Source organism: Kosakonia sp. N21 (assembly GCF_050587465.1).
Taxonomy (GTDB): Bacteria; Pseudomonadota; Gammaproteobacteria; order Enterobacterales; family Enterobacteriaceae.
Genome location: NZ_JBOBHR010000006.1, coordinates 263,250 through 281,106, shown reverse-complemented (window position 1 = coordinate 281,106; position 17,857 = coordinate 263,250). Strand labels below are relative to the sequence as shown.

Here is a 17,857-nt window from a genome sequence, read left to right as displayed (position 1 = left end):
CGGTCGGCCCCTGCGGGGGCCGCATCTTGCCAGGTTGATCCCACAAAAACGATAAGACAGAGGTTTTTATGGATTTTGCAGAAATTTCCCGGTCGCTACTGCCGTTACTGGGAGGCAAGGACAACATTGCCAGCGCCGCGCACTGCGCCACTCGCCTGCGTCTGGTGCTGGTGGAAGACGCCAAAGCCGATACCGCCGCCATCGGTCAGGTCGACGGGGTGAAAGGCTGTTTTCGCAACGCTGGACAGCTACAGATTATCTTTGGCACCGGAGTGGTGAACAAAGTCTACGCGGCGTTTATCGCCGAAGCGGGGATCAGCGAAACCAGTAAGTCTGAAGCCGCTGATATTGCTGCACGTAAGCTGAACCCGTTCCAGCGTATCGCCCGTTTGCTGTCGAATATTTTCGTGCCGATTATTCCGGCGATTGTCGCCTCGGGTCTGTTAATGGGCCTGCTGGGTATGGTGAAAACCTACGGCTGGGTCAATGCCGACAACGCGCTCTATATCATGCTCGACATGTTCAGCTCGGCGGCGTTTATCATTCTGCCGATTCTGATTGGTTTTACCGCCGCCCGCGAGTTTGGCGGTAACCCCTATCTCGGCGCAACCCTCGGCGGCATTCTGACTCACCCGGCGCTGACCAATGCCTGGGGCGTGGCCGCAGGCTTCCACACCATGAACTTCTTCGGCATTGAAGTGGCGATGATCGGCTACCAGGGCACGGTCTTCCCGGTACTGCTGGCAGTGTGGTTTATGAGTGCGCTGGAGAAACAACTGCGCCGCGTGATCCCGGATGCGCTGGATCTGATCCTGACGCCGTTCCTGACGGTGATCATCTCCGGTTTTATCGCTATGCTGATCATCGGCCCGGCAGGGCGCGCGCTGGGCGACGGCATCTCCTTTGTGCTCAGCACGCTGATCACCCATGCAGGCTGGCTGGCCGGATTGCTGTTTGGTGGGTTGTATTCCGTGATTGTCATCACCGGCGTGCACCACAGTTTCCATGCCATTGAGGCGGGGCTGCTGGGTAATCCGTCAATCGGTGTAAACTTCCTGCTGCCGATCTGGGCAATGGCGAACGTCGCGCAGGGCGGCGCATGTCTGGCAGTCTGGTTTAAAACCAAAGACGCGAAGATTAAAGCGATCACGCTGCCGTCGGCGTTCTCGGCGTTGCTGGGGATTACGGAAGCGGCGATTTTCGGTATCAACCTGCGCTTTGTAAAACCGTTTATCGCCGCGCTTATCGGCGGGGCTATCGGTGGCGCATGGGTGGTGTCAGTGCATGTCTATATGACCGCAGTGGGTCTGACCGGCATTCCGGGAATGGCGATTGTGCAGGCAAGCTCGCTGCTCAATTACGCCATTGGCATGGTTATCGCGTTCGGCGCCGCCTTTGTTATCTCGTACCTGCTGAAATACAAAACGGACTCTGAATAATGGCGTTAACAAACCTGCTGCCTGCATTATTGCAGGCAGTCATGAAAGGCCAGCCCAAAGCGCTACAAGACAGCCACTACCCCGGCTGGCACCTCGCGCCGACCACCGGGCTGCTCAACGATCCAAACGGTTTTATCCATTTTGCCGGGCGCTACCACCTGTTCTATCAGTGGAACGGACTGGGTTGCCAGCATCTGCATAAGGGCTGGGCGCACTGGAGCTCCGACGATTTGCTGCACTGGCAACATGAGCCTGTCGCGCTGCTGCCCGATCAGGAGTATGACCGCAGCGGTTGCTACTCCGGCAGCGCCGTTGATAACGACGGCGTGCTGACGCTCTGCTACACCGGCAACGTGAAGTTCGATGACGGCACACGCACCGCCTGGCAGTGTCTGGCGGTGCAAAACAGCGAAGGCGGTTTCGACAAGCTCGGCCCGACGATCCCGTTACCGCACGGCTACACCGGCCATGTGCGTGACCCGAAAGTCTGGCGACATGGCGAGTACTGGTACATGGTGCTGGGCGCGCAGGATCTGCAATTGCAGGGCAAAGTGTTGTTGTTGCGTTCCGAAAACCTGTGGAACTGGCAAAACCTGGGCGAAATAGCCGGCAGCGGCCTCGGTGGTCTCGGTGCGGCGGGCTATATGTGGGAATGCCCGGATATGTTTACTCTCGGCGGCAGTACGTACCTGATTTGCTGCCCGCAGGGTATCGCGCGGGAAGAGAAGCGCTATCTCAATACCCACCCAAGCGCGTATCTGAATGGTCAACTGGACTACACGAATGCCCGTTATCAACACGGCGATTTCTGCGAACTGGATGCCGGGTTTGAATTTTACGCCCCGCAAACCACGCAAACCGCCGACGGGCGTCGTCTGCTGGTTGGCTGGATGGGGGTGCCGGATGGCGAAGAGATGCGCCAGCCAACCGTCGCCAACGGCTGGATCCACCAGATGACCTGCTTGCGCGAACTGACCTCCCGTGATGGCAAACTGTATCAACAACCGATTGTTGAGTTGCAGGCGCTGCGTGGTGAAGAGCAGACTTACCACGGCGAAGCCGAACGCATGCCAACGCTGGACGCGCAACGTCTTGAACTCGTGCTGGAGTGCGACGCTGAGGTCACGCTGAATTTTGCCGATACGCTGATCCTGGAATGGCAAAACGACGAACTGCGTCTTGCCCGTCGCAGCCTCGAAACAGGTGAGTGGCTCTACCGCTACTGGTGCGGTCAGGCGCGGAAATTGCAGATCCTCTGCGATCACTCCAGCGTAGAGATTTTTATCAATGATGGCGAAGGGGTGATGAGTAGCCGCTACTTCCCGCAGCATCCGGCGCAGTTAACGCTGACCGGTCGCGCAGAAGTGCGGGCGCACTACTGGTCGTTACGTTCTTGCATGGTAGAATAAGTGCTTGTTTCATTAACCGATGCAAAACCGTGAGAAAAACAAAACGCGTCACCATCAGTGATATCGCCGCGCTGGCGGGGGTTTCTAAAGCCACCGCCAGCCTGGTGCTTAACGGCCGTGGTAAAGAGTTGCGTGTGGCGCAGGAGACGCGCGAGCGCGTTCTGACTATCGCCCAGCAGCACCATTATCAGCCCAGTATTCACGCCCGCCTGTTGCGCGAAAACCGCAGCCATACGCTGGGTCTGGTGGTGCCGGAAATCACCAACTACGGTTTCGCCGTTTTTTCTCACGAGCTGGAAAACCTGTGCCGCGAAGCGGGCCTGCAACTGTTGATCTCCTGCACGGACGAAAACGCCAGCCAGGAAACGGTCGTCGTGAACAACCTGGTGGCGCGACAGGTTGATGGCCTGATTGTCGCCTCCAGCATGCAAAGCGACAGCGACTACCTGAAGCTGAGCGAACAGCTCCCGGTGGTGCTGTTTGACCGCCATATCAACGACACCCGTCTGCCGCTGGTGATCACCGATTCCCTGACGCCGACCGCCGAACTGGTTGAACATCTGGCGCGCGCCAATCCCGATGAAGTCTATTTCCTGGGCGGCCAGCCGCGTCTGTCACCGACCAAAGACCGCCTTGCCGGGTTTATGCAGGGTCTGGAGCGCGCAGGCGTCACGCCGCGCCCGGAGTGGATCATTCACGGCAATTATCACCCGAGCAGCGGCTATGAGATGTTCGCCGCCCTCTGCGCCAGGCTGGGTCGCCCGCCGAAAGCGCTGTTTACCGCCGCGTGTGGCCTGCTGGAAGGGGTGCTGCGCTATATGAGCCAGCACCACTTACTGGAGAGCGATATCCATATCGCCAGTTTTGACGATCACTATCTCTATGATTCGCTGTCGCTGCCGATTGATACGGTCGAACAGAATGTTCCGCGCCTGGCGCAGGACTGCTTCGATATCATCACGCAGATGATTGAAGGCAACGAGCCGGCGACGCCGCAACGTATCCTGCCGGCAACGCTGCGCTGGCGTCACCCGTAACCCATCAGGTGTTAAACGGTACGCCCTTCACCGGGTGTTGCGGCTCGCCTGGCGCCTGCAACGACCCGCAACTGTTTTGCTGCGGCGCGTGCTCCATCACGCCGCGAACGAACGCCAGCTCATCCTCAAAGGCCACATTTACCGTGCCGTTATGGGTAATGCCGGGGTAGGTCTTCCACTCAACCGGATTTCCGGCAGCGCACAGCGCAGCAACGGCAGCGTACTGATGGTGCGGTGACAGCGTGTGATCGGCCAGACCGGTGGCTGTAAATAGCGGTGCCGGGAACATCTTCAGCGGCATATTGGTTACCGGAATTAACGCGGCATTAACCGGCCCGGAACCCCCGACAAACGCGTTAGCGCCGTCAAGCTTCTCCTTGCGCTCATAGCGACCCAGTTCTTTCATACAGGCAGTTCTGGCAAGCGTCAGCATCTTCGCCCCTTGCGCCGTGACCCATTTATCTGCCGCTGGCGCACCGTCCGGTAGCGAGCCGCCAATCAATCGTAACAGGGTAAAACGCGCCGGATCGCGGTGACCTGGCCGCGCATGACCCGGTTTTATCGGGCCGTCCGGAAACGTCGCCACCAGCCCGGTGGCAATGGTGGCGCGCAGTTTCAACTCTGGCGCATAGTCTGGCGCAATCAGGCTGGCGCCGAGAGACGCCCCTGAACCTTGCGACTGCCCGGTGATCACCAGGTTATTGGCTATCTGTTGCGGATACGCCTGCAACACCGCACGCACGCTGTCGAGTACCGAGCGCCCTTCCGCTTCCCAGTTAAGATAAGGGTGCGGCCCGGGCCCGCCCAGCCCCTGGTAATCCGTGGCGACCACCACAAACCCCTGTTTCAGCCACTGATTGATATAGTGCGCATCGCGCGGGGTCGGGTTTGTCCATGAGGGGGCGCAGGCATCGGCGACGCCGAGTGTACCGTGCGCCCAGGCGATGACCGGCCAGCCCCCTTTCGGCGTCTCGCCTTGCGGAAACCAGAGCGTGCCGCTCACCGGTACGCTCCCTGCATTCCAGCGTTTGTCCTGCGAGGTATAGAGAATGCGCTGGATCTTGCTGGCATCAGTGATGTCCGGCTGGCGCGGTATAGACTCTTCGCGCAGCATCACTCCCGGGTGCTGCGGAAGCGCGCTGTCCCAGATGTAAAATGGCGACAGCGACTGATCGCCGACCGCCGGACCAACGGGGAGCGCATTACTCCAGGCGTTTGCAGCACTCGTCCAGAGGGTCATGGCAACAGCCAGCGTACAGAGGGTATTTTTCATCGTCAGGTAAACCTTCACACTATTATTCAGTGAATAACACAATGTTATGAGCAGTTAACGCAGATGATTGTAATAATTCAAGCAGAAAGTGTGAGTGTTTTATTCAGCAAATTCGCAAGCCATGGAGAAAAAATATCGCCATAAAATTCAAAATAATAACACCGAGAGGATATATCGCTAGACCAATATAATAAAAACTCAAATGGCAATACTGCTTTATTCTATAGAAATGCGTTTTTTGTGAATACTCACACATATCCTTAAGGAAAACTTCCGCCAACACCCATTGTAACCACATGATATTTTAGGGTCACTGAATAAAACCACAACAACCCTTGTGCGAATGCATATATTTTTCGCGAAATACGCTCCCTACTATTTAAAAACTATTATAACGGGAGAATCCCCATGACAGAGACAGGGCATCTGCATATACCTCACGAAGACCAAAAGCATATTTCCACCGCGGTGGGGAAGTTTTTCCGCCGCATCATTCCAATGCTCGCCATCATGCTGATCATTAATCAGATTGATCGTTCCAATATTGGCTTTATTAAAGCGGAGCTGCAAACCGACGCCGGGATCAGCGCCGCCGCATTTGGACTGGGAGCCGGGCTGTTTTTTATTGGCTATGCGCTGTTTGAAGTGCCCAGCAATATCATGATGAAAAAATACGGTGCGCGTCTCTGGCTCACGCGCATCATGGTCACCTGGGGTTTGGTGGTGGTGCTGACCGGCTTTGTCACCTCGCCAGTGCAATTCTATGTGCTGCGCTTTTTACTTGGCGTGGCGGAAGCAGGTTTCTTCCCCGGTGTGCTGTTCTACTTTCGCCTGTGGGTGCCAAACTCTCATCGCGGGCGGGCGACGGCGATGATCTTAAGCGCGTCGGCAGGCGCCTTTCTTTTTTCCGGGCCGATCACCGGCTCGATCCTGATGATGCATGACATGATGGGCATTGCCGGCTGGAAATGGGTGATGTTTTTAGAAGGCGGCGGCTCGGTGCTGGTCGGATTGATCGCACTGGCGGTGTTGGTGTCGCGCCCGCAGGATGCACGCTGGCTCACGGCGCAAGAGAAACAAGCACTCATTAACCAGTTGGCGCGAGAAGATCGCGACCGGGAACAGCACGATGCCGCGCCCGGCAAAATGGCGCTGCTCACCGATCGCCGGTTACTCACTTACTGCCTGATCTTCTTTACCATGACCATGACCGGCTACACGCTGGTGTTCTGGCTGCCGCAAATCATCCAGCGTATTCAGGGGTTCAGCAGTTTTGGTATCGGCTTACTGACCGCCATTCCCTGGTTGTGCGCCATTATCGCGCTCAATATCGTGGGCCGTTACAGCGACCGCTACCGTGACAAACTTAATCAGGGGCTGGGCGTGGCCATGCTGGTCGCCGCCTGCGGCACTTTTATGGCGACAATGGGTAACCCGTGGTTCGGTTTTGTGGCAATGATCGTCGCCTGTATCGGCTCGAAAGTGAGCGCCACGCTATTCTGGCCCATGCCGCAAGGCGAGTTACCCGCCAGTATTGTCGCTCCCGGGATTGCGCTGATTAACTCCATTGGCAATCTTGGCGGTTTCTTTGCGCCCACGGTGTTTGGTTATCTGGAGCTGACCACCGGCTCCACCACCGGCGGGCTGTATGCGTTAACCAGCGTTTCTGTCATTACCGGGCTGTGGCTGCTGCTGTTGCGGCACAAACCTGCGCCCGGCGCTTTTGTGACCGTGGAGAATAAACATGTCCGCTAGCCCGAAAATAACCCGTATGCAGGTCATTCCGGTGGCCGGGTACGACAGCATGCTGCTGAATATTGGCGGTGCGCATAATTGCTATTTCACGCGCATTCTGGTCGTGCTGACCGATTCCAGTGGTAACACGGGCGTCGGGGAATGCCCGTGCCACAGCGCGGTGCTGGATCTGCTGGCGCGTTTTGAGCCGCAGATTGTTGGCAGCGAACTGATGCGTCTTAACCACACTATCAGCCAGCTATGGCGCAGCGATGCCCGCAATCAGCACAGTCAATTGGCCGATACGATCCACATTCCGCAGATGAACCCGGAAAAATTCTATAACGCGGTGGCGGCCATTGAGGCCGCATTGCTGGATTTACAGGGCAAATTTCTTGATCTACCGGTGGCTGATCTGCTGGCGTCGGGTAAACAGCGGGAACGGATCCCGGTGCTGGGCTATCTGTTTTATATCGCCGATCGGCGTAAAACCACCATGAATTACCAACCCGGAGACGATCATCACCACGACTGGTTCTGGCTCCGCCACCAGCCCGCGATGGATCACCAGGCCGTGGTGCGACTGGCTGAAGCCGCCATGGAGCAGTATGGTTTTCGCGATTTCAAACTGAAAGGCGGGGTGCATGCAGGCGAGTACGAGGTCGAAACCGTAGAAAGGCTTCTTGCACACTTCCCCGGCGCACGGGTGACGGTCGATCCGAATGCCAGCTGGTCGCTGGAAGAGGCCATCCGTTTCGGGAAGCAATTAGCCGGGCGGGTGCCCTATCTGGAAGATCCCTGCGGTGCGGAACAGGGGTTTTCCGGGCGCGAAACGCTGGCCGAATTCAAACGCGCCACCGGCGTGCCGGTCGCGACCAATATGATTGCCAACGACTGGCGACAACTGGAGCATGCCTTACGGTTGAACGCCATTGATATCCCCCTGGCGGACCCGCACTTCTGGACGATGCGTAATGCGCATACGGTGGGGCAGTTATGCAGTGAATGGGGATTAACCACCGGTTGCCACTCCAATAATCATTTTGATATTTCGCTGGCGATGGTGGCACACCTTGGAGCCGCAGCGCCGGGCGAACGCATCACTCCCTTCGATACCCACTGGATTTGGCAGGATGGTCAACAGTTGACGCGGGAAGCGCCGGTGATCCGTAATGGCTATCTTGAACTGCCTGCGGGGCCTGGGCTTGGCATTACGCTGGATATGGCGCGGGTGGAAACGGCGCATCAGCGCTATCGTTCATTGCCTGATAAGAACCGCAACGACGCGATCGGTATGCAGTTCTTAATCGATAACTGGACTTTTAACGCCAAACGCCCGACGTTGGTGCGCCCATAGGCTCCCGTTGACCTGCAAAAAAGGCACTACGTTGAATTTCCCCTCTCAACCCAGAGTTGAAAACAACGTAGTGCAAGGGCTTATTATTATGTTTTTATAATCAACACTCCTTGTCTGCTCAACTGACCCCCTTTACACGGGTAGGGGCCTCATTTATCGCATTACCGCGAAACCATTTGCATAGCGGGTATTATTTTATTTTTCGCATGCCTAAAAAGGATATTCTGCATAATCTCATCTATCAACGATGATTGCCGCTCAGGAGAGCGTTTTAATATGAATATCTAATTTATTGATCTTTTGTTCATAAAGCCCCTGACTGAATGCGACAATAAAACGAATGGTGTCATCATCAACAACCATAAAGTCGACATCCACCTCACCTTCCGGAACCATGTTTGATATTTTTTCTTTAATATCAACCGCAATTTTTTCGAAAACTTCCATCATCAATCTCACTTCACCATGACATTTATATTAGGCCGTTTTTATTACCTTGCTAAGATTCACCTGATGCACTAAACAGTAAAATGCTTACCTTTACGGGGCTGCAACCCTATCATAGCCAAAACATGCCCCTCAACAAAAAAAGCATATAAATAACAGCCGATATATATGCATTTCCTATTGAAATGCTTGAGCGAAATCAATAAATTAAACAAATCAATATAACGTAGGCTCGACCCATTCATAGAACGCATATAAAAAATAAGTAATCCATTGAAAAACAATAACAAAATTAATTCGTCATTATTAAACACCGATCACAAAGTGAATAAAGATCCCGTAAAAAAAGTACTCATTCCATATTAATGGATGAATACTACACCGCTAATTTTTTTGTCTGATTCCAGGGGAAAGAAAATGAGGGTTAGAGATCTTGAGTATCTGTACGCGCTAGCGCGATACAAACATTTTCAAAAAGCGGCCGATGCTTGCAATGTTTCGCAACCGACGCTGAGCGCCCAGGTACGCAAACTTGAAAGCGATCTGGGAATAACATTAATTAATCGTCAGGTGCGCGGCGTTAAGTTTACAGCACAGGGGATAGAAGCCTTGTCGCAGATAGAGGTCATTTTGTCAGAAGTGAAAAGCCTTAAACACATGGCGGAAGAATCCAAAAAACATCCGTCGGGGGTATTAAATATCGGTTCAGTACCGACCCTCGCCCCCTACATTTTTGGCGACATCGAAATGATTTGTCGGGAGCGTTTTCCAAAAACAGAGTTCAAATTTCATGAAGCCAGCAAAGAGAAACTGGTTGCCCTGCTCGACCACGATATTATTCAGGTCGCAATTATTACTTCGCCGATTAATAATGACGACGTGGTTGAATTTCCCGTGTTTGAAGAACCTTACGTCATTGGCCTGAGTACCAAACACCCCTCGGTGAGTAACGATAAATTCAAACTTCCGTTGCCCCAGAATGAAAAAATCATGATTACCGAGTCGCTGTTTGCCGAAGCACTGGATGATACCTTTGCCCAAACGGTCCTGAGTGCCACCAAAATCATGCCCAATACCCTGGAAACCGCGCGCTATATTGTGACGCACTCACAAAATGTTTCGTTTTTCCCGCTGTTGTCATCCATTGATGAAAAAGTGAAAAACATCCGCTATCTGCGAACGCACCCTGAGGAGCTTCGCAGACGTGTTGTGATGATCTGTCGTCGGGGCGATCCATTCAGAAGACGGTTTGAGCAGCTTCGGGGAGACCTCTCCGCCGCGTTTTCCCGAAAAATCACCGGCAAGCTGCAATAATTTCCACCGCTAACCGCTGCGTTTGTCTCATTCCTCTCGATTAGTCTCATCCCGGTTATCCATAAGGATTGCCGACATGAGGCTATTCCTGCGCGGTTTCCCTCTTGCATCCTGCTGCCTTTTATTTTAGATTAATCTAAATTTAGAAAATACTAAACAAAGTGACTGACATGGATATTCTTCAACTGCAGGCGCAGGCCGAACAGGCATCCGGGCTGTTGAAATCGATGAGCAACCCTCACCGGTTGTTGATTCTGTGCATGCTGATCGATGCCCCCGGAACGTCAGCGGGCGAGTTAAGTATGGCAACCGGCCTTAGCCCTTCGGCAACATCCCAGCATCTGGCGCGGATGAAAGAAGAGGGGTTAATCACCAGCCAGCGCCAGGCGCAACGGGTCAACTACTTCATTCAGGATCCGACGGTCAGTACAATCATTAACACACTCAAGGGCATCTACTGCCCGGAGATATAAATATGCGTTACACCCAGGTCACCCCCGAACAGGCGATCACATTGCAGCAAAGCGGCGCGCTGCTGGTTGATATTCGCCAGTCTGATGAATTTCGCCGCGAGCACCTCCCTGATGCCGTATCGCTGCCGCTGGATACCCTGACCGCCGGTAAAAATGGGGCGCTCGCTTCGCCCCCGCAAACCGTGATCTTTCATTGCCAGTCCGGCATGCGTACGCAGCAAAACATCGATGCGTTGATCCAGGCGGCAGGCCCCGCGCAGGTCGTGATCCTGGAGGGCGGGCTGAATAACTGGAAGCAATCAAAGCTGCCGACAGTGCAGGATAAAAGCCAGCCGCGCCCGTTAATGCAGCAGGTGCAAATCGTTGCCGGTACGCTGATCCTTAGCGGTGTCGTACTGGGCTATGCGGTGAATCCGGGATTTTTTCTGTTGTCGGGCTTTGTCGGCGCGGGCTTGTTGTTCGCCGGGCTGAGCGGCTGGTGCGGCATGGCGCTGCTGCTGGCAAAAATGCCCTGGAACCGGACGCATTCATAACGCATCAGGTTGTTCCCTTATGGCAATCTCAGCCCCACATGGCAAAAGCAGGTGAACCCGGCATTTTTTAAACAGCGGGCGGCACATTTCAGGAATAACCCCCTGTTCTGGCGATTCTCCTCTGGGTCAAATGAGTGATATATTTCAGACCATCATCCAAGGAGACGCCATGGCGGAATTTGATTCACTTGCGCTGCATCAGTTGGTGCAGGCAGAGAGTGACCAACAGCGACAGCAGGTACGCGATCGGGCATTACTGGACCAGGTACTGGACATTTACGGCCAAAAGTTTGTGGCCGAACAGCTAAAAAAAGCGGGCAAACGGGAATGGAGCCGGGAGTCCCTTAATCGCTGGGTAAACGGCAAAGGTGCGCCAAAAACCCTGACCGCTGCCGAAGAAGCGCTGCTGCGCGGGCTACTCCCCTCCCCCCCTGCACATCATCCCCATTATCGCTTCCGTTTTATCGATCTCTTCGCCGGTATCGGCGGCATTCGCAGCGGTTTTGAAGCCATTGGCGGGCAGTGCGTGTTTACCAGCGAATGGAATAAAAACGCCGTGCGCACTTACAAGGCCAACTGGTACAACGACAGCGCGGCACACACCTTTAACCAGGATATCCGCGAAGTGACGCTCAGCGGCAACCCGGCCATTTCAGAAACCGACGCCTACGCGCATATCTGCCAGCAGATCCCCGAGCATGATGTACTGCTGGCGGGTTTCCCCTGCCAGCCATTTAGCCTGGCCGGCGTCAGCAAAAAGAATGCCATGGGTCGCGCCCATGGATTTGAGTGTGAAGCGCAGGGTACGCTGTTTTTTGATGTTGCTCGTATTATTAAAGCCCGCCGCCCGGCGATTTTCGTGCTGGAAAACGTCAAGAACCTGAAGAGTCACGACAAAGGTAAAACCTTCAGCGTGATCATGAACACGCTGGACGAATTGGGTTACGACGTTGCCGATGCCAGTATCAATGGCAAGGATGATCCGAAAATTATCGACGGTAAGCATTTCCTGCCGCAGCATCGCGAGCGCATTGTGCTGGTCGGTTTCCGCCGCGATTTACAGCTCAGTGAAGGTTTTAGCCTGCGCGACATCGATCGCTTTTACCCGTCACAGCGCCCGACGTTTGGTCAGTTACTGGAGCCAACGGTCGACAGCAAATATGTGTTGTCGCACAAGCTTTGGGATTATCTCTATCGCTATGCGAAAAAGCATGCCGCGAAGGGCAATGGTTTTGGCTTTGGTCTGGTCGATCCCACTCGCGAGAACAGTGTCGCCCGCACCCTGTCGGCGCGCTATCACAAAGATGGTTCTGAAATTCTGGTGGATCGCGGCTGGGATAAAGCGCTGGGTGAAGCGGATTTCAACCATGCAGAAAATCAGGCCCGGCGACCGCGCCGCCTGACGCCGCACGAATGCGCCCGTTTAATGGGCTTTGAGAAACCCGGCGACAAACCGTTTCGTATTCCGGTTTCCGACACACAAGCTTACCGCCAGTTCGGCAACTCGGTGGTGGTGCCGGTATTTGCCGCCGTGGCAAAACTGCTGGAGCCGCGCATTGCCATGGCGGTGAAACTGCGCAACAAAAAGTGAACGGCTTCCCGGTGTGTGACGCACCGGGCAGTTACTTAAGTCTTAATTAAGTGTTTAAAAAGCGATCATAAAGTTAATTTATGCCAGGTCGATAACTAGTGAGCAATCCCGACTCTCTCACGGACTATGGCCATGCTCAAAAATATACGGGTTATTACCGGCATCATTATCGCTCTTTCGGTATTTTGTCTTCTTCAGTTCGTCACCGGGGGATTGTTCTACTCGGCAGTCAATAACGACAGAGTGAACTTCCAGAACACCGGCGTGCTGAACGCACAGCAGGAAAACCTTGGCGACAGCGTGAATACGCTGATCAAAACACGCGTCACCGTTACCCGCGTAGCAATCCGCTTCTTGAAAAACCAGCGCGATCCCGCCTCGCTTGCCAGTATCGAAAAACTCCTGAACACCGCAACCGAGTCGCTCGGCAAGGCGGAAGGATACTTCAACAATTACAAAAGCACCCCGCGCGTTGCAGGCCAGGATACGGCATTAGCCGACGACGTGGCGCAGAACATCACAAAAATGCATGATGTGCTGCAACAATCGATCACCTTCCTGCGGGCGAATAATTACGAAGCGTACGGCAACCTGGATGCACAACAAGCCCAGGACGATATGGACGCCAGCTACGCCAAATGGCGCACGGAGAACAACACCTTCCTGCAAGCCGCTGCGCAGGAAAATCAGAGCAGCTTCACCAGTATGCAATGGACGCTGGGCGTGATTTTGCTGGTGGTGATTGGGGTGATGATTGTTATCTGGCTGGGTCTGCAACATCTGTTGCTTAAACCGTTGCATAGCGTGATGGCGAATATCCGCGCGATCGCCAGCGGCGATCTGACGCAGTCCATCTCTGCTGAAGGTCGCAACGAAATGAGTCAACTGGCGGCAGGTTTGCACGAAATGCAGTCTTCGCTGGTGCAAACCGTGAGCGCCGTGCGTAACAGCTCTGACTCGATTTACACCGGCGCGAGCGAAATCTCCACCGGTAACAACGATCTCTCTTCACGTACCGAACAGCAGGCCGCCTCACTGGAAGAGACCGCCGCCAGTATGGAGCAACTGACCGCGACGGTGAAACAGAACACCGACAACGCCCGTCAGGCTTCGCAATTGGCGAAAAACGCCTCGGATACTGCGGCGCGCGGTGGTCAGGTCGTGAGCAACGTGGTGCGCACGATGAGCGAAATCTCAGACAGCTCGCAGCAAATCGCCCACATTACCGGCGTAATTGACGGCATCGCTTTCCAGACCAACATCCTGGCGCTCAACGCCGCGGTTGAAGCCGCCCGCGCTGGCGAGCAGGGTCGCGGTTTCGCCGTGGTGGCCGGAGAAGTCCGTACCCTTGCCAGCCGCAGTGCTCAGGCAGCGAAAGAGATCAAAACGCTGATTGAAAACTCGGTAAACCGGGTCAATTCCGGTACCACTCAGGTGGCAGAAGCCGGTGATACGATGAAAGAGATCGTCACCGCCGTAACGCGGGTGACGGATATTATGGGGGAAATCGCGTCCGCCTCTGAAGAACAGAGCAAAGGTATTGAGCAGGTGAGCCTCGCGGTTTCGCAGATGGATAGCGTTACCCAGCAGAACGCCTCGCTGGTGCAGGAATCCGCTGCGGCTTCTGCTGCACTGGAAGAACAAGCAGAGCAGTTGCGTCAGGCGGTGGCAGTGTTCCGCATCAACGGTCACACGGCGCTGTCAGGTGCGAAGCCGGGTAAACCACAATCCACACCGTTGCGCCCGGCATCTGCCTCTGCGCCAACGGCCAGCGACAGCAACTGGGAAACCTTCTGATCCTGTCCCCTCACCGGCGTGATGCTGTTTTTCGCGCCGGTAACATGACGGTCCTCCCCCGCTGCTGGCGGGGAAGAGGATTCACGCGACGGAATTGAGATTATCGACAAAGTGCTGCCACTGCTGCTGTAGCGCGCTGATATGCTGCTTTTCGATCTCGCTGATGTAGGGTAACGAGCGGCTTTCGCTCACCCGGTTGTTCAGATGGGAAAACCAGACATCGCTCTCTTTGTTACTGGCGGTCAGTTGCAGCATCTCGTTACGCACCGTCTGCGAAGAGTGCGTACCGTCACTCAGTTGATTGATCGCATCCTGATGATGCTTCGCCTGCTCCTCATCTCCCAGACTTTGCGCCAGTTTACTTGCCTGCGAGAGCACAACACGGGTCATCTGATCCGCCTGATCGGCCTTTTCACTGATATAGCTGGCAACAAAGTCGCTGGCCTGCTGCTGATAATCCGCAGAGACAAACTGCGCCACCACTTTGTTGAGCTTAGCCTGCATCAGCGCCAGATCCATGGCATTGGTGGTGTAGTCGCCATTGACTTCAGGCGAGGTCATCGCCTGATGCAGCGCGCTGGCCATGTCGTCCGCCGCCACGGTGGAGTGCTGGAAAAAGTCGATAAAACGCACAGCGTCGTTGGCGGTTGCCGGGTCGCCATAAAATTCGCTGGCGAGGCTTGGGCCACCGCGGGTGACCGCCGCCATATTGGCATTGCGGACTTCCGCCATGGCACGGGTGTTCTTTTCAATCTCTTCTTTGGTCAACGGTGGATGCCCTTCCATCCCGCGTGCGAGCGCTTCTTCAGAAATGTTCACCGCAACCGAACTGTCCGTGACAATCTCTTTTCCCGCAAACATGCTGGTCTTTGACCGATGCGTAACGGGCGTTGTCTGCTGACTGGCGGAGGCACCCACATCCTTAATGCTCATCTCTTCTCCTTAAAATCATTGCCAAATGTTTCATTTATCGTCTGAATGATAAATACCTTTACGTTTTTGCGCAGATTCGGCGAAGAACAACAGGAGTTAACCATTTCATCATGCTGATTTTTATTAAGGGCGAAGCTTCGCCCATAGAGCGTTTAATCGCGGGTTTGTACCCAAAACGCGTGGATCAGGCCCGGAATGTACCCCAACAGCGTTAACAGGATATTGAGGATAAACGCCCAGCCCAACCCTTTACCGAGCAGTACGCCAAGCGGCGGGAGAATAATCGTAAAGACGATGCGCCAGAAACCCATATAGCCCCCTACAAATAAATGACAGCTTATTGAAAAAAAGACACTTTCTCTTCAAGAGTAGCCACTGTGCCTGTGGTTGCCACTTCCCCCCTGCGCTTTTACCCTGTTTTACTTTTCCCACACCCGTGGCTGATGCGTTCCGCTGTACCGCAAGCAGGTGACAGGCTATGGTTACTGACACAAACCAATGATAAAGGAGCGAAGTATGTTTTCTGTCGGCGATATTGTGCAACCGCGCATTGGCGGTCCCAAACTGAAAGTGCTGGAAGTCCATCAGGATCAAATCGTTGCGGTGCCAGCCCACGATGAACAAGCGGACAAAATTACGCTGAAAGCCGAGGATGTCTCTCTGTACAAAGAAGACGGCGATTTCGGCGTTTGCTGATCGTTGGCGGTGAGGTTAGCTCACCGCCACACTGTTACATATGCAAAAATCTAGCATAAAAAATCACTTGACTTATTAGCATTAAACGCTGCAAACTTGCCTTTATCAGCATAAAAAATGCTGTTGATTATTTTACATACTCTGCAAAAGCACACTGCGCTGAAAACCCCGTTTTGCTTCCCGTTCTGAACGCTGCATTATTCTTCAATTAAAATATAAGCATTTGATATATCTTACTTTTTAAAACCAATCCAACTAAAATAATGAAATGCGCAAAAAACAAACAATGACAGAGCACTTTATCCAATAAACAGAAAATAATAAAAATTAATCGCTAGTTGTTAGTTTATATCCAGACATATACCCTATCCACATCAAATCAGGCACTTCAAAACGCTAAACACTCTCACTGTTCGCTTTTTTTATTGAGTATCAAGGAGCTCGATCATGTTCTCTTCGCAGTCCCGCCTGCGTCACGCCGCAGCAGACACCTTTGCGATGGTTGTCTATTGCTCGGTAGTGAACATGTTGATTGAAATTTTTCTCTCCGGAATGAGCTTTGAACAGTCACTTTCCTCTCGTCTGGTCGCCATCCCGGTCAACATTATTATTGCCTGGCCTTATGGCTTGTACCGCGATCTGTTTATGCGTTATGCCCGCCGCATCAGCCCCGCGGGTTGGATGAAAAATCTGGCGGATGTGCTGGCCTATGTCACGTTCCAGTCACCGGTGTATGTGGCGATTCTGTGGTCGGTCGGGGCAGACTGGCACCAGATTGTGGCTGCGGTGAGCTCCAATATCGTGCTGTCGATGATGATGGGCGCCGTGTACGGCTACTTCCTGGATTACTGCCGCCGTCTGTTCCGCGTCAGTAACTACCATCAGGCCAAAGCCTGATGGCGGGTAGCAGGCGAAAACCTGCTACCGCTTAATGCTGTTGCTCGCCAAATAATCCCTTCAGAAAACGTTCCAGCGCCATACGTGAGCTAAAACCGTGTGGAATGCCGTAATGTTCCTGCGCATCGCCGCCCAGATAGAGCGGGAAATTCTGGTAGTGTTCGCACATTTTGATGTCCGAGGCGGGTTCCGCAAGCGACAAACTACGTTCTTTAAGTGTGGGATGGATAACCAGCGCCGTTCGTCCCATGCGCGCTTCGCGGTTCACATACACATAATTGTCGCCACGCCGGTAACCATAGGTTTTCGTCGTTGCCACATCCATCGTAAATCCCACATTTTCCAGCACGCGCGCCACTTCATCGGGTCTTAAATACATAGATTTTCCTCGTCATCTTTCTACAGCCTCGCCACCTTACATGACTGAGCATTAGCAACGCTTTCAGAAAAGTCCACAAACGGACGCGAAAGGCGTGATTGCCGTCTGGCCTTGAAATTTATGGTCTAAACTAAAATTCACATCAAAAACGAGGGAGGATCCTATGTTTAACAGACCGAATCGCCGTGATGTAGATGAAGGTGTTGAGGAGATCAACAACGACGTCAGCCAGTTGGCAGACAGCCTGGAAGAGGTACTGAAATCCTGGGGCAGCGATGCGAAAGACGAAGCCGATGCGGCGCGTCGCAAGGCGCAGGCTTTACTGAAAGAGACCCGCGCGCGTTTGCATGGTCGCAACCGCGTGCAGCAAGCAGCGCGTGATGCCGTGGGGTGTGCGGATACCTTTGTGAAAGAGAAACCCTGGTGCAGCGTTGGCGCTGCCGCTGCGGTGGGCATATTTGTCGGCGCGCTACTCAGTTTGCGCCGTTAAACGCTCGTTCTTACCGCTGACCCCTGCCTGGTTTCATCGCCCGCAGGGGTTTTTATTT

Annotated in this window: 18 protein-coding genes; 13 read left to right on the top strand and 5 right to left on the bottom strand. The window is 54.0% G+C overall.

The window, feature by feature from the left end; translation table 11 throughout:
- The first annotated feature begins 68 nt into the window (after positions 1-68).
- From ACQ3G7_RS16555 to ACQ3G7_RS16545, 3 genes are read left to right on the top strand one after another with little or no spacing between them, the layout of a single operon-like run.
- Positions 69-1,439 (top strand): sucrose-specific PTS transporter subunit IIBC, encoded by a 1,371-nt coding sequence (locus tag ACQ3G7_RS16555; RefSeq protein WP_430890622.1) that lies wholly within the window; start codon positions 69-71, stop codon positions 1,437-1,439.
- A complete protein-coding gene (locus tag ACQ3G7_RS16550) occupies positions 1,439-2,848 on the top strand; it encodes a sucrose-6-phosphate hydrolase (protein ID WP_430890621.1) in 1,410 nt (469 codons plus the stop codon). The genes ACQ3G7_RS16555 and ACQ3G7_RS16550 overlap by 1 nt, the downstream gene beginning before the upstream one ends.
- Before the next feature lie 29 nt (positions 2,849-2,877).
- Entirely contained in the window at positions 2,878-3,885 is a 1,008-nt protein-coding gene (locus ACQ3G7_RS16545; protein ID WP_430890620.1) for a substrate-binding domain-containing protein, read from the top strand.
- A gap of 4 nt (positions 3,886-3,889) precedes the next feature.
- Here the strand turns inward: ACQ3G7_RS16545 and ACQ3G7_RS16540 are convergent, their stop codons facing one another.
- Complete coding sequence (locus ACQ3G7_RS16540) at positions 3,890-5,158, bottom strand: lipase family protein (protein WP_430890619.1); 1,269 nt, start codon at positions 5,156-5,158, stop codon at positions 3,890-3,892.
- A 408-nt stretch (positions 5,159-5,566) separates the two neighbouring features.
- Here ACQ3G7_RS16540 and ACQ3G7_RS16535 point away from each other — a divergent pair, with 408 nt between their 5' ends.
- Together ACQ3G7_RS16535 and ACQ3G7_RS16530 are read left to right on the top strand one after the other, a co-directional pair.
- Positions 5,567-6,913 (top strand): MFS transporter, encoded by a 1,347-nt coding sequence (locus ACQ3G7_RS16535; RefSeq protein ID WP_430890618.1) that lies wholly within the window; start codon positions 5,567-5,569, stop codon positions 6,911-6,913.
- The gene (locus ACQ3G7_RS16530) at positions 6,903-8,249 is read left to right on the top strand and encodes an enolase C-terminal domain-like protein (protein WP_430890617.1); all 1,347 of its coding nucleotides are present in this window, start codon (positions 6,903-6,905) and stop codon (positions 8,247-8,249) included. The genes ACQ3G7_RS16535 and ACQ3G7_RS16530 overlap by 11 nt, the downstream gene beginning before the upstream one ends.
- Positions 8,250-8,507: 258 nt before the next feature.
- Here the strand turns inward: ACQ3G7_RS16530 and ACQ3G7_RS16525 are convergent, their stop codons facing one another.
- Entirely contained in the window at positions 8,508-8,699 is a 192-nt protein-coding gene (locus ACQ3G7_RS16525; protein WP_061493491.1) for a hypothetical protein, read from the bottom strand.
- Between the two features lie 414 nt (positions 8,700-9,113).
- Between ACQ3G7_RS16525 and ACQ3G7_RS16520 the strand changes: the two genes are divergently transcribed.
- The 5 genes from ACQ3G7_RS16520 to tcp all read left to right on the top strand — a co-directional run bounded on the left by ACQ3G7_RS16520 (position 9,114) and on the right by tcp (position 14,404).
- Positions 9,114-10,010 carry a LysR family transcriptional regulator gene (locus tag ACQ3G7_RS16520; protein WP_430890616.1) on the top strand — a complete coding sequence of 299 codons (897 nt, stop codon included), beginning with the start codon at positions 9,114-9,116 and terminating at the stop codon, positions 10,008-10,010.
- Positions 10,011-10,180: 170 nt separating this feature from the next.
- Positions 10,181-10,483, top strand: coding sequence for an ArsR/SmtB family transcription factor (locus ACQ3G7_RS16515; protein ID WP_430890615.1), 303 nt, complete (start codon positions 10,181-10,183; stop codon positions 10,481-10,483).
- 2 nt (positions 10,484-10,485) lie between these two features.
- Entirely contained in the window at positions 10,486-11,016 is a 531-nt protein-coding gene (locus tag ACQ3G7_RS16510; protein ID WP_430890614.1) for a rhodanese family protein, read from the top strand.
- A 169-nt stretch (positions 11,017-11,185) separates the two neighbouring features.
- Complete coding sequence (locus ACQ3G7_RS16505) at positions 11,186-12,607, top strand: DNA cytosine methyltransferase (RefSeq protein ID WP_430890613.1); 1,422 nt, start codon at positions 11,186-11,188, stop codon at positions 12,605-12,607.
- A 132-nt stretch (positions 12,608-12,739) separates the two neighbouring features.
- Positions 12,740-14,404 carry a methyl-accepting chemotaxis citrate transducer gene (gene tcp, locus ACQ3G7_RS16500; protein ID WP_430890612.1) on the top strand — a complete coding sequence of 555 codons (1,665 nt, stop codon included), beginning with the start codon at positions 12,740-12,742 and terminating at the stop codon, positions 14,402-14,404.
- An 81-nt stretch (positions 14,405-14,485) separates the two neighbouring features.
- Here the strand turns inward: tcp and ACQ3G7_RS16495 are convergent, their stop codons facing one another.
- Positions 14,486-15,337, bottom strand: coding sequence for a hypothetical protein (locus tag ACQ3G7_RS16495; RefSeq protein WP_430890611.1), 852 nt, complete (start codon positions 15,335-15,337; stop codon positions 14,486-14,488).
- Between the two features lie 152 nt (positions 15,338-15,489).
- Positions 15,490-15,648: a YqaE/Pmp3 family membrane protein gene (locus ACQ3G7_RS16490; protein ID WP_071889874.1), complete on the bottom strand. Its 159-nt coding sequence runs from the start codon at positions 15,646-15,648 to the stop codon at positions 15,490-15,492.
- A gap of 205 nt (positions 15,649-15,853) precedes the next feature.
- Between ACQ3G7_RS16490 and ACQ3G7_RS16485 the strand changes: the two genes are divergently transcribed.
- Both ACQ3G7_RS16485 and alaE read left to right on the top strand, forming a co-directional pair.
- Positions 15,854-16,033, top strand: a complete 180-nt coding sequence (locus ACQ3G7_RS16485) for a GDFGVC terminal motif YodC-like protein (RefSeq protein ID WP_263099614.1) — start codon at positions 15,854-15,856, stop codon at positions 16,031-16,033.
- Between the two features lie 447 nt (positions 16,034-16,480).
- Positions 16,481-16,930 carry an L-alanine exporter AlaE gene (alaE, locus tag ACQ3G7_RS16480; RefSeq protein ID WP_061493483.1) on the top strand — a complete coding sequence of 150 codons (450 nt, stop codon included), beginning with the start codon at positions 16,481-16,483 and terminating at the stop codon, positions 16,928-16,930.
- A 31-nt stretch (positions 16,931-16,961) separates the two neighbouring features.
- Here the strand turns inward: alaE and ACQ3G7_RS16475 are convergent, their stop codons facing one another.
- A complete protein-coding gene (locus ACQ3G7_RS16475; protein ID WP_430890610.1) occupies positions 16,962-17,309 on the bottom strand; it encodes a DUF2002 family protein in 348 nt (115 codons plus the stop codon).
- A gap of 163 nt (positions 17,310-17,472) precedes the next feature.
- On the opposite strand from ACQ3G7_RS16475, the gene ACQ3G7_RS16470 reads away from it, so the two are divergent.
- On the top strand, positions 17,473-17,799 hold the full coding sequence (locus tag ACQ3G7_RS16470; RefSeq protein ID WP_263099613.1) for an ElaB/YgaM/YqjD family protein: 327 nt from the start codon (positions 17,473-17,475) through the stop codon (positions 17,797-17,799).
- Positions 17,800-17,857 lie beyond the last annotated feature (58 nt).